The sequence below is a fragment of the Microlunatus kandeliicorticis genome, assembly GCF_014137855.1.
Taxonomy (GTDB): domain Bacteria; phylum Actinomycetota; class Actinomycetes; order Propionibacteriales; family Propionibacteriaceae; genus Microlunatus; species Microlunatus kandeliicorticis.
This window is the reverse complement of sequence record NZ_JACGWT010000002.1, coordinates 534,471-550,154: the sequence shown is the minus strand read 5'-3', so window position 1 is coordinate 550,154 and position 15,684 is coordinate 534,471. Positions and strand designations below refer to the sequence as shown.

General features: G+C 73.3%; 12 protein-coding genes. 5 read left to right on the top strand and 7 right to left on the bottom strand.

Going from position 1 to position 15,684, the window contains the following annotated elements; translation table 11 throughout:
• Positions 1-11: 11 nt before the first annotated feature.
• Both FHX74_RS07280 and FHX74_RS07275 read right to left on the bottom strand, forming a co-directional pair.
• Positions 12-1,976 carry an ABC transporter ATP-binding protein gene (locus tag FHX74_RS07280; RefSeq protein WP_182559412.1) on the bottom strand — a complete coding sequence of 655 codons (1,965 nt, stop codon included), beginning with the start codon at positions 1,974-1,976 and terminating at the stop codon, positions 12-14.
• Positions 1,969-4,056, bottom strand: coding sequence for an ABC transporter ATP-binding protein (locus tag FHX74_RS07275; RefSeq protein ID WP_182559411.1), 2,088 nt, complete (start codon positions 4,054-4,056; stop codon positions 1,969-1,971). Before FHX74_RS07275 ends, FHX74_RS07280 begins: the two co-directional genes overlap by 8 nt.
• Positions 4,057-4,179: 123 nt before the next feature.
• Here FHX74_RS07275 and FHX74_RS07270 point away from each other — a divergent pair, with 123 nt between their 5' ends.
• Together FHX74_RS07270 and FHX74_RS07265 are read left to right on the top strand one after the other, a co-directional pair.
• Positions 4,180-4,776: a bacterial proteasome activator family protein gene (locus FHX74_RS07270; RefSeq protein WP_407941467.1), complete on the top strand. Its 597-nt coding sequence runs from the start codon at positions 4,180-4,182 to the stop codon at positions 4,774-4,776.
• Positions 4,777-5,080: 304 nt separating this feature from the next.
• The gene (locus tag FHX74_RS07265) at positions 5,081-5,707 is read left to right on the top strand and encodes a WhiB family transcriptional regulator (protein ID WP_182559410.1); all 627 of its coding nucleotides are present in this window, start codon (positions 5,081-5,083) and stop codon (positions 5,705-5,707) included.
• A 51-nt stretch (positions 5,708-5,758) separates the two neighbouring features.
• On the opposite strand, the gene FHX74_RS07260 is transcribed toward FHX74_RS07265, so the two are convergent.
• The 3 genes from FHX74_RS07260 to FHX74_RS07250 form a co-directional block, all read right to left on the bottom strand.
• The gene (locus tag FHX74_RS07260) at positions 5,759-6,523 is read right to left on the bottom strand and encodes an HAD family hydrolase (RefSeq protein WP_182559787.1); all 765 of its coding nucleotides are present in this window, start codon (positions 6,521-6,523) and stop codon (positions 5,759-5,761) included.
• A 142-nt stretch (positions 6,524-6,665) separates the two neighbouring features.
• On the bottom strand, positions 6,666-7,940 hold the full coding sequence (gene serS / locus FHX74_RS07255; RefSeq protein ID WP_182559409.1) for a serine--tRNA ligase: 1,275 nt from the start codon (positions 7,938-7,940) through the stop codon (positions 6,666-6,668).
• A 32-nt stretch (positions 7,941-7,972) separates the two neighbouring features.
• On the bottom strand, positions 7,973-9,280 hold the full coding sequence (locus tag FHX74_RS07250; protein ID WP_220483587.1) for an MFS transporter: 1,308 nt from the start codon (positions 9,278-9,280) through the stop codon (positions 7,973-7,975).
• A gap of 143 nt (positions 9,281-9,423) precedes the next feature.
• Here FHX74_RS07250 and FHX74_RS07245 point away from each other — a divergent pair, with 143 nt between their 5' ends.
• The 3 genes from FHX74_RS07245 to FHX74_RS07235 are packed head-to-tail and all read left to right on the top strand — an operon-like array spanning position 9,424 to position 13,145.
• Positions 9,424-11,157: a diacylglycerol kinase family protein gene (locus tag FHX74_RS07245; protein ID WP_182559407.1), complete on the top strand. Its 1,734-nt coding sequence runs from the start codon at positions 9,424-9,426 to the stop codon at positions 11,155-11,157.
• Between the two features lie 57 nt (positions 11,158-11,214).
• Positions 11,215-12,036 carry a ThuA domain-containing protein gene (locus FHX74_RS07240; protein ID WP_182559406.1) on the top strand — a complete coding sequence of 274 codons (822 nt, stop codon included), beginning with the start codon at positions 11,215-11,217 and terminating at the stop codon, positions 12,034-12,036.
• Positions 12,033-13,145, top strand: a complete 1,113-nt coding sequence (locus tag FHX74_RS07235) for a Gfo/Idh/MocA family protein (protein ID WP_182559405.1) — start codon at positions 12,033-12,035, stop codon at positions 13,143-13,145. The genes FHX74_RS07240 and FHX74_RS07235 overlap by 4 nt, the downstream gene beginning before the upstream one ends.
• Positions 13,146-13,399: 254 nt before the next feature.
• On the opposite strand, the gene pheA is transcribed toward FHX74_RS07235, so the two are convergent.
• Positions 13,400-14,341 (bottom strand): prephenate dehydratase, encoded by a 942-nt coding sequence (gene pheA / locus FHX74_RS07230; RefSeq protein ID WP_182559404.1) that lies wholly within the window; start codon positions 14,339-14,341, stop codon positions 13,400-13,402.
• Between the two features lie 73 nt (positions 14,342-14,414).
• Positions 14,415-15,599 (bottom strand): DUF2510 domain-containing protein, encoded by a 1,185-nt coding sequence (locus FHX74_RS07225; protein WP_182559403.1) that lies wholly within the window; start codon positions 15,597-15,599, stop codon positions 14,415-14,417.
• Between the last annotated feature and the right edge of the window lie 85 nt (positions 15,600-15,684).

Sequence of the window (15,684 nt, the reverse complement as noted above, 5' to 3'; positions counted from 1 at the left end):
GCGTCGTCGGTTCACGAGCTCCAGGCCCGCCACAGCGCGGCGTACTCGCCGTCGGCGGCCAGCAGCTCGTCGTGGCTGCCCAGCTCGGCGATCCGGCCGTCGACCATCACCGCGATCCTGTCGGCGTCGTGCGCAGTGTGCAGCCGGTGCGCGATCGCCACCACCGTGCGGTCCTCGAGCAGCGCGGCCATCGACCCCTCGAGGTGCCGGGCGGTCCGCGGGTCGATCAACGAAGTCGCCTCGTCGAGCACCAGGGTGTGCGGGTCGGCCACCACCAGCCGGGCCAACGCGATCTGCTGCGCCTGGGCCGGGGTCAGCTTCACCTGACCCGACCCGACCTTGGTGTCGAGACCGTCGGGCAGCGCCTGCACCCAGCTCCAGGCGTCGACCGTGCGCAGCGCGTTGATCACCACGTCGTCGCCGGAGTCCTCGCGGGCCAGCACGATGTTGTCCCGGATCGACCCGACGAACACGTGGTGCTCCTGGGTGACCAGGGCCACCTGGGTGCGCAGCAGGTCGAGCGGCAGCCGGGTCAGCTCGACGTCACCGACGGTGACCGAACCGGTCCGCGGACCGTTGATCCCGGCCAGCAGCCGGCCCAGGGTCGACTTGCCCGACCCGCTCGGCCCGACGATGGCCAACCGCTCCCCGGACCGCAGGTCGAGGTCGACGCCGTGCAGCACGTCGTGGTCGGCGCGGTAGGCGAACCGGAGGTCCCGGCCGACCAGGTGGTCGCCGTGCGGCCGCTCCGTACCGACCTCGCGGTCCGGCGGCACGGTGGCGATGCCGAGCAGCCGGGTGGTCGAGGCGACCCCGACCTGCAACCGGTCGACGTTGCTGATCAGCCGGTCCAGCGGCTCGACGATGAACTGGATGTACAACGTCGCCGCGGTGATCTGACCGAGCGTCACCCAGCCGTTGGCGTAGCCGAGCCCGCCGAGCAGCAGCGTCCAGACCAGCGGAGCGTTGTAGCAGAGGTCCATCACGCAGAACAGGAAGTTCCGCAGCGCCATCGTGTAGCGCTCGGCCTGCCCGGCCTCGTCGAGGTCGTCGTCGGTGAGTGCCCGCCGGCGGCCCTCGAGCCCGAACGCCTCCACGGTCCGCGCACCCTCGACCGACTCGGTCAGCGAGGTGTTGATCGTCGAGTAGGCCGCGCCCTCGGTGATGTAGCCCATCGGTGCGCGCTTGAGATAGCGCGACACCGAGATCCACAGCCCGGGGACCGACAGCAGCAACGGCAGCGCGAGCAGCGGCGAGTTGATCACCATCGCGACCACCGCGAGCACCGTGGTGACCAGCGCCACCACGGCCTGCGGCAGACCCGACCGGATCGAGTCGCTCATGGTCGAGACGTCGCGGGTGACCCGGGTGACCAGGTCACCGCTGCTGGCCTGCTCGACCCGGCTCAACGGCAGGTTCAGCACCGTGCCGACGACGTACTCGCGGGCCTGGGCGAGCAGGTTCTGCCCGAGCAGGTTGGCCGCCATCCCGGCCCCGAAGGTCAGCACCGCCTGGACCAGCACCACCGCGGCCACCGCCAGGGCCAGACCGGTCAGCTCACCCGCGAGGGTGCCGGTGCCGGACGCCTTGTCGACCAGCGCGCCGAGGATCCGCGGCACCACCAGCCCGGCCACCGCGGCCAGGCCGTTGCCGACCAGCAGGGCGATGACCATCAGCCGGTGGTTGCGCAGCAGACCGCCGACGAACGTGATCATCTGCTGCCAGCCGGCCACCGGCAGGCCGCGCTCGGGGTGCCGCGAGGAGGTGTAGGTCTCCTGGGCCCGGCGCGCCCGCAGCAGGTGCCGGACCTGCCAGGCCCGGAGCCGGTCCCCCACCGGGCGGTCCCGGTGGATAATCAGCTCGGCCGGGATCCGCGGCGGCTCGCTGCTCCGCCCGTCCGCGTCGACGTAGGCGCGCCAACTGGAGGACGAGCCGGGCAGCCCCCGCTCGGCCACCTGGCCGGCCAGCTCAGTCATCGCTCTTCCGTTCCTCGTCGCGGGCGGCAGAGCGCGCATGGTGGTGTCCGTCGGTGCCCGGCTCACCGGTCACCAGGGCCGGCTCGGCCGGCGGGTCGTCCAGCGCGTCGGCCGGGCCGGGCAGCGCCTCGTCGTCGAGGCTGCGACCGGCCACCCGGCGGTAGGCCGGGTGGGTGGCCAGCAGCTCGGCGTGCCGGCCGCGCGCCGTGACTCGGCCGTCCTCGTAGAACAGCACCCGGTCGGCGTGGTGCAGCACCAGCGGCGACACGGTCACGATCACCGTCGTGCGGCCGCGCCGGTGCTCGGCCAGCCGCTCGGCGATCCGCGCCTCGGTGTGCGCGTCGACCGCCGAGGTCGGCTCGACCAGCACCAGCACCTCCGGGTCGGCCGCCAGCGCCCGGGCCAGCACCAGCCGCTGCCGCTGGCCCCCGGACAGTCCGCGGCCGCCCTCGTCGATCCGGCTCTGCCAGCCCTCGGGCAGCGCGTCCCAGACGTCCTCGGCCGACGCGATCCGGAGGGCCTCCTCGGCCTGCTCGCGGCTCAGCCGGTGGTGCGGGTCGATCAGGTCCTGCAGGGTGCCGGCGAAGACCCGGCTGCCGGTGTCGCTGACCAGGATGGTCGCCCGGACGTCGGCCAGCGCCGCGTCCCCGAGGTCGACCGATCCCAGCCGGACACCCCAGGTGCCGCCGGCGGCCTCGCGGTCGCGGGCGGCCAGCTCGCGGAGCTCGGCCAGCCGCTGCTGACGCAGCCGCTTGGCCTGCCGGCCCTTCGCCTTCTCGTCGATCTCCAGGCTCACCGGGTCGCGCTCGACGGTGAGGTAGCGGCCGAGCCGGTCGGCCAGCGCGGCGCTCTCGTCCGGCTGGCCGCTGACCACGACGGTCAGCCGGCCGGGCTCGGCCAGGAACCCCGACCGCTCCTCGACCAGCGGGGCGCCGGTCGGCAGCGGCAGCGGGTCCTCCCGGTCGGTCCACGGGGGCTGCTGCTCGAACACCGCGACCGCCTTGGTGGCCGAGACCATCGCCCGCACCCACTTCTGGGCGAACTCGAACAGGGTCTGGATCGGCACCACCAGGAACAGCGCGTAGCCGAAGAAGCTGATCAAGGAGCCGACGCTGAGGTTGCCGGCCAGCACCTCGTGCGCACCGGCCCAGGTCAGCCCGACCAGGAACAGCCCGGAGAAGAGCACGCTCGCCGCGTCGGAGACCGACTGCCACAGCCCGGCCCGCACACCGGCCTGACGGACCTTCTGCGACTGGTCGGCGTAGTTGCGGCCGAAGGTCGCCTCGCCGCCGACGCCACGGAGGATCCGCAGCCCGGCGACGATGTCGGTGGCCTGCGAGGTCAGCGTCGAGTTGCGGTCGCGCTCGATGGCCTGGCTGCGGTGCATCGGCCGGAGCAGCGGCACCGAGGCCAGCACCAGGATCGGCGCACCGAGCAGGACGATCAGCCCGAGCGGGACCGAGGTGCTGAGCACGATGCCGGCGATCACCAGGAAGGCGACGGTCGACCCGAACACCCGCGAGGTGATCTCGGTCATCGCGCCGAACTGGTCGGAGTCGCCGGAGGCGACGCTGAGCACCTCGCCGGTCGGGGTGCGCTGGGGCAGGATGTGGCCGAGCTGGTTGCCCTTGCGGTTCACCAGCTTGATCGTCCGGAACATCGCGATCAGCCAGCCGCGGACGATCACCGTGTGACCGACGATCCCGAACACCGCGGCGATCACCATCACCACCAGCAGCAGCCCGGACCACATGATCAACGCGCCGGTGTCGCCCCCGGTGATGCCGGCGTCGACCGCCCGGCCGACCAGGAACGGACCGACGGTGCCGGGCAGGAACCAGATCACCGCCAGCACGCTGCCGGTGATCAACACGCCGCGCTGCTGGCCGAGCAGCCAGAGCAGGAAACGCGTCGGGCTGGTCAGGTCGGGTTGGCCGTCCGACGGCCGGCGCGCGGCGCGTCCCCTGCGCTCTTCCGGGCCCCGGCCGGAGCGGCTCCGCGCGGGGTCGAGCGCACCGACGGCGTCCGAAGCCGTCGGCGCAGCGCGGAAGTCGGCGACCGTGGGTGGGAAGTCCTGCATAAGAGCCCTCACTCTAAGGAGCGCGGTGGGACGACTCCACCGAGTTTCACGCCGGCCGGGACGTCCGGGCCGACCGGTCGAACGGCCGGGTCGGGGCCCTTCGCCGGTGGCTACGATCGAACGGTGAGCAGCGAGAACCCCGAGCAGGGCGGCCAGGCGATCGCCGGACAGACCGAGGACGGACGGGTCTACGTGGTCGGACCGAACGCGATGGCCGTCGAGGCGGCGCCCGGGCAGCCCGGTGCCGGAGCGGCGACCGAGGGCGAGACCGCCGAGGGCACCGTCGAGGAACCGCGTTCGGTCACCGACCTGGTCGAGCAGCCGGCCAAGGTGATGCGGATCGGCAACATGATCCGGCAGCTGCTCGACGAGGTGAAGGCGGCACCGCTCGACGACGCAAGCCGGCAGCGGCTGGGCCGGATCCACTCCGCGTCGATCGCCGAGCTCAAGGAAGGCCTGGCCCCCGAGCTGGTCGAGGAGCTGGAGCGGATCTCGCTGCCGTTCAGCGAGGGCTCGACGCCGACCGACGCCGAGCTGCGGATCGCCCAGGCCCAGCTGGTCGGCTGGCTGGAGGGGCTGTTCCACGGCATCCAGACCGCCCTGTTCGCCCAGCAGATGGCCGCCCGAGCCCAGCTCGAGCAGATGCGCCGGGCGCTCCCCAGCGGCGGCGAGCCGCAGCGCCCGCCGCAGCAGCCGGGCTCCGGCGGGATGTACCTCTGATCCCCGCCCGACCAGCGGCCCGACCAGCGGCCTGACCGACGGCCGAACAGCGGCCTGACCGCCGGCCGACCAGCAGGGAACGCACTGCGGGTCGGCGCTGCGCGCACGGTGCCCCGCCAACCTGAGGGTTGGTTCAAAGTCGGGGCAAGGTTCGCCAAAAACCTGTCTCCGACCTGGCAAAACACGGGCCGGACTCCGAACCTTGTCTCGCAACACCGACGATGACGGCCACGGGTGGAACCGGCATCGCGATGTCTGCGTCTCAGCAACGTCCTGACGACCCAGACCCTGGAGAACCCACAACATGATCGCGCCGCAGACCCACCCGACCACCGTCTCGGACACCCGCTCGACCGCCACCCGTCCGGGCAGCACCCCGTGCGTCACCTTCGCCGGGCTGTTCCAGGACCGGCTGCTCGAGGAGCCCCCGAGCAACAGCGCCCCCGCCGCCGAGCGTCGCCGCTACGCCGCTCTGGTGGAGCAGGCCGCCGAGATCTGCGCCGCCTGCCCGGTGCAGGCCCGCTGCCTCTACACCGCCGTCGTCGAGCACGACGTCGCCGGGTTCGTCGGCGGCACCACCCCGCGTCAGCGGGCCGAGATCCGCAAGCGGCTCGGCGTGGAAGTCGCGCCGGAGGACTTCGACACCCTGGCCGGCGTCACCGCCCCGAACCGCGAGGTCGACCACGCCGAGGTCGTCCGGCTGCGCGCGGCGAACCCGCAGGAGACCCTCGAGCAGATCGCCCAGCGGCTCGGCTGCTCGCTGTCGACGGTCAAGCGCCACCTGCGCCGGGCCCGCGCCGAGGCGGCCGCCGAGTCCGACCCGGACCGGGTCACGGTGCTGCGGCGCGAGCCACGGACCAGCCCGGCCCAGGTGCTCGCGGTGACCGCCGCGGTGCTCGGCACCGGTCTGCTCGACCAGTCCGCGGCCTGACCGGTCCCGTCCCGGCGGGTCCGGGTCGGGAGGTCCGGATCCAGAGAGCGCTCAGAACCAGCGGGTGAGCTCGTCGACGGTGCCGCCGTCGGCGAACCGCCCGGTCACGTGGTCGGCGGCCTCGCGCACCTCGGGGGGCGCGTCGCCGACCGCGACACCGCGGCCGGCCCAGCGGAGCATCTCGATGTCGTTGCGGCCGTCGCCGAGCGCCAGCACGTCGGCCCGGTCGACCCCGAGCCCGGCGGCCACCTCGGCCAGGGCCGTCGCCTTGTTGACGCCCTCGGGCGCGATGTCGAGCCAGGCGCTCCAGCCGATGAAGTAGGTGCACCCGTGGAACCCGAGGTGCTCGGCCAGCGCGATGAAGTCCTCGTCGGAGCCGTCGGGGTCGCGCATGATCACCCGGGTGACCGGCCGGGCCATCAGCTGCTCGACGTCCTCGACGATGATCTCGCCGGTCAGGTCGCCGTCGGGGAACGGTTCGGTCAGCCGGAACCCGCGGCCGATCTCCTCGACGGCGATCAGGGTCTGCGGGGAGTACTCCCGGACCCGGCTGATCACGTTGCGCGGGTCGAAGGTCACCGCCTTGACGATCTGCTGCGGCGGGTAGGCGACGGTGACCGCGCCGTTGCTGCACACCGACGGGCCCTCGGTCAGCCCCAGCGCGGTGAACACGGGCAGCGTCGAGTGCCAGGCGCGACCGGTGGACAGCACCACCGGGACGTCGGCGGCGAGCACCCGCTGCACCGCCTCGCGGACCTCGGCCGGCAGCCGTCCCTCGTGGTCGACGACGGTGCCGTCGATGTCGAGCGCGACCAGACCGGGCCGCCAGGCGTCAGCCATCAGCACACCGCCGATCGTCCGGCGCCCAGGTGAGCGGACGGCGAACACGACGTGAACGCCGTCGCACCGCCGGGCCTGCGGGCCGCGGTCCTGCTCCCGGGTCGAGCCGACGGCATGCTCAGCGGACCGGCACCAGCGACTCGCGGCCCCCGAGGTAGGGACGGAGCGCCTCCGGCACCCGGACGCCGCCGTCGGCCTGCTGGTGGTTCTCCAGCAGCGCGACGATCACCCGGGTCACCGCGCAGAGCGTGCCGTTGAGGGTGGCCACCGGCGCGGTGCCGTGCTCGCCGCGGCTGCGGACGTTGAGCCGGCGGGCCTGGAAGGTGGTGCAGTTGGAGGTCGAGGTGATCTCCCGGTAGCGCTGCTGGCTGGGGATCCAGGCGTAGCAGTCGTACTTGCGGGCGGCGCTGGCGCCGAGGTCACCACTGGCCACGTCGAGCACCTGGAAGGGCAGCTCGAGCGCGGTGATGAAGTCCTTCTCGAAGCCGAGCAGCCGCTCGTGCTCGGCCTCGGCGTCGGCCGGGTCGGTGAAGACGAACATCTCGACCTTGTCGAACCAGTGCACCCGGAAGATGCCGCGGGTGTCCTTGCCGTGCGAACCGGCCTCGCGGCGGTAGCAGGGGCTGTAGCCGACGTAGCGCAGCGGCAGCCGGTCGTGGTCGAGGATCTCGTCGCTGTGGTAGGCGCCGAGCGGCACCTCCGCGGTGCCGACCAGGTAGAGGTCGTCGGCCTCGAGCCGGTACACGTCCTGTGCCGCCTGGCCGAGGAACCCGGTCCCCTCCATCGCCGGCGGGCGGACCAGGGCGGGCGGGATCATCGGGGTGAACCCGTTGCGGATGGCGGTCTGCATGGCGAGGTTGATCAGGGCCAGCTCGAGCTCGGCCCCCTGCCCGGTCAGGTAGTAGAACCGGCTGCCGGACACCTTGGCCCCGCGCTCGACGTCGATCGCCCCGAGCCGCTGGCCGATCTCCAGGTGGTCGGCCACCTCGATCCCCTCGGCCGCGAAGTCGCGCGGCGTGCCGTAGCTGCCGAGGACCGTGCCTTCGTCCTCACCGCCGACCGGGACCTGGTCGAGCACCAGGTTGGGCAGCGCGCCGAACAGCCCGCTGAAGGTCGCCTCGGCCTCCTTGCCCTCGGCCTCGGTCCGCTTGACCGTCTCGGCCAGCTCCTTGGTCCGGGCCAGCAGCGCGGCCTTGTCCTCACCCTGCGCCTTCGGGATCTGCTTGCCCAGCTCCTTCTGCTCGGCGCGGGCGGACTCGAACGCGGCGATCGCGCTGCGGCGGCGCTCGTCGGCCGCGACCAGGTCGTCGACCAGCTGCTCCGACTCGCCCCGGGCCCGCTGGGAGGCTCGGATCCGGTCGGGGTCGGTGCGCAGCAGTCTCTGGTCGATCACCGGCTCAGGTTAACCAACCCCGGTCGGCCCGGTCAGGCCGATATCAGCGCCCCGCGGCGGGCGTACAGCGCGGCCAGCCCGGTGCCGACGCACAACGCGGCCGCGCTCAGCCCGAGCGACCAGTGGATCCCCACGGCCGCCCCGAGGATGCCGACGGTGAAGCCGCTGCCGGCCCGCAGACCGCTCGAGCTCATTCCGTAGACGCCGAGCACCCGTCCGCGCTCGGCCGGGTCGGCGGTCAGCTGGACGACCGTCTGGCCGATCGACATCGAGGCGAGGTTGGCGATCCCGGCCACGAACAGCAGGGCCAGCGCCACCGGGTAGCTGCGGGTGACCGCGAAGCCGAGGATCGCGAGACCGTAGACGGCGGTGCTGACCACCGCGGCGCGCACCGAGGCCGGGATCCGTCCGGTGGCCTCGAGCAGGAAACCGCCGAGCACCCCGCCGGCCCCGGTGGCGAACAGCAGCGCCCCGTACCCGGCGCCGCCCGCCGAGCCGGCCCCGAGCTCGCCGGCGAACACCGGCATCGCCGACTGCAGCGACGCGCCGACGAAGAACGACCCCAGTCCGCCCAGGATGATCATCGACATCAGTACGTGGTTGTCGGCGACCTGCCGCAGGGTGCGGACCGCGTCGGCCAGGGTCAGCCGCGGCTTCCGGACCGGGGTGTCGCCCGCGGCCGCCTCCCGGGTGTGGCCGGTGAACCGGGTGCGGAACAGGAAGACGGTCAGTGGCAGGTAGATCGCGGCGTTGGCGAAGATGCCCCAGGTCGGGCCGAGGCCCAGCAGCAGCGCCGAGCCGGCCACCGGGCCGAACAGCACCCCGAGGCTCTTGAAGGTCGAGTTCATCCGGACCGCGCTGGGCAGCTCGGCCGTGCCGACGAAGTCGTGCAGCATCAGCTGCTCGGCCGGCCCCCACAGGGTCCCGGCCAGCCCGTGCAGCACCAGCAGCACACAGGCCATCCACAGCTGCAGGCTGTGGGTGAGGAAGAGCACGCCCCAGGTGATCGAGACGATCATGAACAGCGCCTGCCCGGCCTGGATCACCCGGCGGCAGTCGTAGCGGTCGGCCAGCCCGCCGGACCAGACGCTGAGCAGCAGGAAGGGCACCCAGTGGCTGATCACCTGGAAGCCGACCAGCAGCTCGTTGTGGAAGGTCTGCCAGAGCACCCAGTAGGTGATGACGTGCTCGATGTTGTCGGCCATCATCGCCAGCGCGCCACCGACGAGGTAGGGCCGGCAGTCGCGGTTCCGCAGTGCGGCGAACCGGCGCGGGGCGACCGCCGTGGGTTCCGCGGCCGTCCCGCCCACCGCCGGGGCCGGCTCCGGACGGGTCGGCACGTGCGCGGCGTTCCCGCACGCTGCACACACCCCGGCATCCCTCCCCGCACCCTCGGGCCCGTTCGCTCGGACCGGCCGCTCGACCGCTGCCGACCCTAGACCCGGCGGTCCGCCGGTCGGTCGCCGCCGGCACCGATGAGATCATGGCGATCATGGTCCGCAAGCCGCCGTCGGGCTTCTCGCTCGGCTTCACCGTCGGCACGGTGCTGGCGTTCGTGGGCTGGACCCTGCTGGTGCTGTTCGTCCCGGGGCTGTCCCGGCTGGACAGGGCCGTCGACCTGCCGACCGTCCGCCTCGGCTCCCCGGCCGGTCAGGTCGCGGGGGCGATCGCGCTGCTGAGCTGGCCACCGCTGGTCTACGGCGGGCTGCTCGGGCTGGCCGCCTGGGCGCACCGCTACCGGTTCCGCAACCTGTCGGCCGGGGCCGCGCTGATCGTGGTGATCAGTCTGGTCGCCGACACCGCCCTCAAGTACGCGCTCCGTCGGCCGGCCCCGGCCGACGCGCTGCCCCTGTTCACCACCGAGGGGCTCTCCTACCCGTCGAACCACCTCTCGGTCGCCGTCTCGGGGCTGGCCGCCGTCGGCGCGACCCTGGTGATCACGAGGCGGAGCCGGCAGACCCAGGTGATCTGGGGGCTGATCGCCTCGGTGATCATCCTGGTGATCGCCGTCGACCGGCTGGTGCTCGGCGCCAACCGGCTCACCGACCTGGTCGGGGCGCTGTTCCTCGGCGGGGCGGTCACCTCGGTCGCGCTGCTGGCGGCCGGCGTCCGGGTGCTGCCCGGGCTGGTCACCTTCACCCGGCGGAGCAACCCGGACGACGACGAGGACACCCCGCCGCGACGCTGCGCGGTGGTCTACAACCCGGCCAAGATCCTCGACTGGGCGGCGTTCCGGCGGCAGGTGGAGTTCGAGCTCAGCAGCCGCGGCTGGTCCCGGGCGATCTGGCTGGAGACCACGGTCGACGACCCCGGCTACCGGGTCACCCGCTACGCCGTCCGGCAGGGCGTCGACCTGGTGCTCGGCGCCGGCGGCGACGGGACCATCCGCTCGATCGCCTCCGGGCTCACCGGTTCGGGCATCCCGTTCGGGATCATCCCGGCCGGCACCGGGAACCTGCTGGCCCGCAACCTGGGCATCCCGCTCGACCTGGCCGCGGCGCTCGACGTGGCCTTCGACGGCGCGGCCAAGCCGACCGACGTGGTGCAGATCCGGGTCGACGGCGGCCCGCCGGACCACTTCATGGTGATGGCCGGGATCGGCCTCGACGCGGTGATCATGCAGGGCACCAACCCCGACCTGAAGAAGGCGGTGGGCTCGGCCGCCTACTTCGTCTCGGCCGCCCAGCACGCCAACCACCCGGCCGCGCACGCCACCATCCAGGTCGACGACGGCGAGCCGTTCCGGCGCCGGGCGCACGTGATCGTGGTCGGCAACGTCGGCTACCTGCAGGCCAACATCCCGCTGATCCCGGACGCCAAGCCCGACGACGGACTGCTCGACGTGCTGATCGCCTCGCCCCGCAGCGTCACCGACTGGATCCGGCTGACCGGGCGGGTGCTGACCCGGGCCAAGCGCGACGACGACCAGCTCGACCGGCTGACCGGCCGCAAGGTGCGGATCGAGGTGGCCGACCCCGACCACTACCAGCTCGACGGCGACACCGCCGGCGACGGCTCGGTGCTCGAGGCCGAGGTGCTGCCCGGCGCGCTGCTGGTCCGGGTGCCGACGCCGGTGCGCTCGCCGCGGCCGGCCGAGGCCGCCGCCGCCCACCTCGGTGACGCGGTCCCGGAGCCGCTCCCGGAGGATGGGCCGCGCGACCAGGACAGCGGCGCCGCGGCCGACCAGCAGCCGGTCCCGGCGCCGCGCTCGTCCTGAACCCGCCCGATCCCGAACCACCAGAGCGAAGCCCGCGAACCGAACCGAGGAGTCCCCGTGTCGTCAGCAACGAAGCCGATCCGCGTCCTGGTGTGGGGCGAGAACCGGCACGAACAGGTCGAGCCGCACGTCCGCGCTCTCTACCCCGACGGGATGCACACCACCATCGCCGAAGGGATCATCGAGAACCTCGGCGACGGCGCCCGGGTCCGCACCACCACGTTGGACGAGCCCGAGCACGGGCTGACCGAGGAGGTGCTCGCCGACACCGACGTGCTGGTCTGGTGGGGTCACGCCGCGCACGGCGAGGTGGCCGACGAGGTGGTCGAGCGGGTCCACCAGCACGTGCTCTCCGGGCTCGGCCTGATCGTCCTGCACTCGGGGCACTGGTCGAAGATCTTCGGCAAGCTGATGGGCACCACCTGCACGCTGCGCTGGCGCAGCGAGGAGGACCGCGAGCTGGTCTGGACGATCGACCCCACGCACCCGATCGCCCAGGGCGTGCCGAACCCGATCGTCATCGACCGCCAGGAGATGTACGGCGAGACCTTCGACATCCCGGCCCCGGACGAGCTGATCTTCATCTCCTCGTTCACCGGCGGCGAGGTCTTCCGGTCCGGCTGCACCTTCCGCCGCGGCCACGGCAAGATCTTCTTCTTCTCCCCCGGCGACCAGGACTTCCCCGTCTACCACCACCGCGACGTCCGCCGGGTGATCGCCAACGGGGTCGGCTGGGCGATGACCGACCGGCCGCGGCGCGAGATCCCGGTGCTGCTGCGCTACGAGGTCGACGACTTCTACCGCGGCCACGGCTACACCGGGCCGATCGCCGACCCCGCTGCGGACGAGACCGCCGAGACCGAGGACGGGACCGCGTGACCGCGCCGCTGAGGGTCGTCCAGGTCGGCGCGGGGGCGATGGGGCGCGGCTGGCTGGGCACCATCGAGGCCAACCCGGACGTCGAGCTCGTCGGGCTGGTCGACCTCGACCTCGACGTGGCGCGACAGGCCGCCGCCGACCACGGCCACCCCGACCTCGAGGTCGACCGGTCGGTGTCCGCGGTCGCGGCCCGGACCGGGGCCGAGGCGGTGGTCAACGTGACCGTCCCGGCCGCGCACCGACCGACCAGCGTCGAGGCGCTGCGGGCCGGGCTGCCGGTGCTGTGCGAGAAGCCGATCGCCGCGTCGGTGGCCGAGGCGCTGTCGATGATCGCCGCCGCGGAGTCGTCCGGGCGGTTGCTGATGATCTCGCAGTCGCGCCGCTACTACCGGGCACTTACCGCGCTGCGCCGCCAGCTCGGCCGGCTCGGCCCGCTCGGGCTGGTGGAGTGCTCGTTCCTCAAGGCCCCGCACTTCGGCGGTTTCCGGGAGGAGATGGACCACCCGCTGCTGGTCGACATGGCCATCCACCAGTTCGACCTGGCCCGCGACCTGGTCGGCGCCGATCCGGTCAGCGTCACCTGCGACGCGTTCAACCCGCCGTGGAGCTGGTTCCGCGGCGACGCGGCCGCCCGGGTCGGGTTCGTCTTCGCGAACGGCTGCCGGTTCTCCTACACGGGCAGCTGGGTCAGCGGCGGCGTCGAGACCTCGTGGAACGGCGACTGGCGGTTCAGCGCGGCCGACGGCGGGGCCGCCTGGGACGGCGACGACCTGCCGGTGGCCCGGACGGTCGACGGCGCGGCGATCGAGGAGGACGCCGACGACGTCCCGCAGGAGATCGCCGGCTCGTTGGTCGAGTTCGTCCGGGCGGTCCGGACCGGCGCGGAGCCGTCGGGCGAGGCGCACCGCAACGTGGTCAGTCTGGCCATGGTCGAGGCCGCCGTGCGGGCCTCGGAGACCGGCGGCGCGGTGGCGATCGCCGACGTGCTGGCCGATGCGCACCGGAGCGCGCTGGCCACCGAGACCGACCCCGAGCTGCTCGCGGTGATCCGCTCCTGGGACGACATCGGCGCGGTGGTCCGCCCGCCGGCTCCGCAGCTCGCCGGCTGAACAGCGTCCGGCCCCGGAGACGCGCGCCGAGCCCGTCGAAGCGCCCGTGCGCTGAGCCCGTCGAAGCGCCCGTGCGCTGAGCCCGTCGAAGCGCCCTTCGACAAGCTCAGGGCACGGGTGTGGGGGCTCAGGCACGGGTCCGATGACGCGCGCTGAGCCTGTCGAAGCGCCCTTCGACAAGCTCAGGGCACGGGTGGGTGGGCTCAGGGCACGGGTGTGCGGTGGCGGGGTGGGCCCAGAGCCCGGGTCGAGCGTCAGGCCTGCGGGTGGCGGAGCCGGGCCAGCCAGGCGGCGGCGTCGGCGTAGGCGGCGTTCGAGGTGCCGGGGAGGATGTTCGGCTCGAGCCCGTCGGCGCGCGGATAGCTGCCCAGGAAGATCACGTCGGCGCAGACCCGGTGCAGGCCCATCAGCGCCTCGCCGAGCCGGGCGTCGTCGATGTGGCCCTCGGCGTCGACCGAGAAGCAGTAGCTGCCGAGCGTGGTCTTGGTCGGCCGGGACTCGATCCGGCACAGGTTGACCCCGCGGCTGGCCAGCTGTTCGAGGATCTCGAGCAGCGCGCCGGACTGGTCGACCCGGATGAAGAGCACCAGGGTGGTCTTGTCCGCGCCGGTCGGCGGCGGCACCGGACCCGGGCGGGAGACCAGCACGAACCGGGTGACCGCGTCGGCGTTGTCGGCGATGTCCACCGCGAGCGGGTCGAGCCGGTAGAGCTCGCCGGCGATCCGGGCGCACACCGCGGCGTCGTAGCTCGACCCCGGGTCGGCGACCTCGGCCGCCGCCCCCGCGGTGGACCCGGCCTCGGTGATCTCGGCCTGCGGCAGGTGCGCGGACAGCCAGCTGCGGGTCTGGGCGGCCGCGTGCGGGTGGGTCAGCACCCGCCGGACGTCGGCCAGCCGGGTGCCGCGGCGCGCGAACAGGCAGAACTGGACCGGCAGCAGCACCTCACGGGTGATCAACAGCGGATCGCCGTAGGTGAGGTTGTCCAGAGTGGCCGAGACCCCGCCCTCGACCGAGTTCTCGATCGGCACCAGACCGGCGGTGACCTCGCCGGCCCGGACCGCGTCGAGGCAGGCGCCCACCGTGGCGAACGGGATCGCCTCGCCGGTCTTGGCGGCGGGCAGGGTCAGCAGCGCCTGGTGGGTGAAGGTGCCCTCGGGGCCGAAGTAGCCGAACGAGGCAGGAGGTACGCCGGGCACCGGCTCAGCGTACGAGCCGCAGCCCGGCCGGCCACCGGTATTCCACCACCGGAGCAGGACCGCGCGGCCACGCTCAGGAACGGATGGTGTCGATCGAGGTCTGCAGCGACGCCTTGACCTTCGCCGAGGCCTTCTCCGGGCGGGTGGAGACCCACCCGACCCAGGTGCCGTCGTCGAGCTCGAGCACCAGCATGCTCACCTGGTCGTACCGGCTGGGCACGTTCTTCACCCGGTAGGCCAGCCGGCCCTGGAGGATCGCGGCCGCCTTGGCGTTCGGGGTGGTCACCTTCTTGGGGGTGAACCCCTGCTTGGTCACCGTCACATCGGCGAAGGCGAACTCGGCCAGGCCGTCGAGCAGCTTGTCGGCGGTGGCGTCCGCGTCGCCGTCGACGACCACCGACGGGTCGAGCACCCCGACCAGCAGCCCGGCCGTCCAGTCCGCGCTGCCGTCGTACTTGGGGGTGACCACCGCCTGCGCCTCGACCGCGGTGCTGAACAGCGGCGGGGTCGGGGCGAGCGCACTGCTGGTGACGTAGGGCGAGCCCGGCAGGGTGGTGCTGAAGGTGCCGATGCTGAGCAGCCGTGACCGCGCGTCGTAGGTGGCCGGGCTGGCCGCCGCGGTGCCCGAGGCGCTGCCCGACGGGGAGGACCCGGTCTCGGTCATCGGTGGCAGGGCGATGGGGTCGGCCGGAGCCCGGTTGCCGAGCACCACCACACCGCCGACCACCACGACCGCGGCGACGGCGGCGGCCGCGGCCATCACCCGCAGGGCGGTCCGGCTGGAGCCGCCCTCGTGGTCGGCCCCGGCGCCGGCGGATTCGTGGCCGCCACCGCCTGACGCTCCCGACGGGGGCGCCAGGCGGGTGGCGGGCGGGGTGGCCAGCGCGCTGCTGCGGCGACCCCGTTCGTAGCCGGGTGGTCGCGGGCGGCCGAGCGGCGCCGGGCCCGGTGGCGCTTCGACAGGCTCAGCGCGCGTCCTCCCCTGCGCTTCGACGGGCTCAGCGGGCGTCATCTCCGGCTCAGCGCGCGTGCTCCCCTGCGCTTCGACGGGCTCAGCGGACGTCATCTCCTGCGCTTCGACGGGCTCAGCGTGCGGGGTCTCCGGCTCAGCGGTCGTGGTGTCCGGCGCGTCGGCGTCGGCGTCCCCGGTCAACCACGGGGTCCAGGTGGTCCCGTCCCACCAGCGGTAGGTGTCGGGTCGACCCGCCGGATCGGGGAACCAGCCGGGTGGCGGCGCTCCGTCGGCGGGTTCGGTCACGGCGCCCACCTTAGACAGAGACCGAGGTCACGTCGGCTACTCGTCGAACGCCACCGCCGATCCGATACCATCGGTATCGGATACC

Bases quoted from the DNA above. Each gene is read 5' to 3' on its own strand.
- FHX74_RS07280 (WP_182559412.1), bottom strand. From the start codon at position 1,976: ATGACTGAGCTGGCCGGCCAGGTGGCCGAGCGGGGGCTGCCCGGCTCG.
- FHX74_RS07245 (WP_182559407.1), top strand. From the start codon at position 9,424: ATGGCGATCATGGTCCGCAAGCCGCCGTCGGGCTTCTCGCTCGGCTTC.
- FHX74_RS07265 (WP_182559410.1), top strand. From the start codon at position 5,081: ATGATCGCGCCGCAGACCCACCCGACCACCGTCTCGGACACCCGCTCG.
- FHX74_RS07275 (WP_182559411.1), bottom strand. From the start codon at position 4,056: ATGCAGGACTTCCCACCCACGGTCGCCGACTTCCGCGCTGCGCCGACG.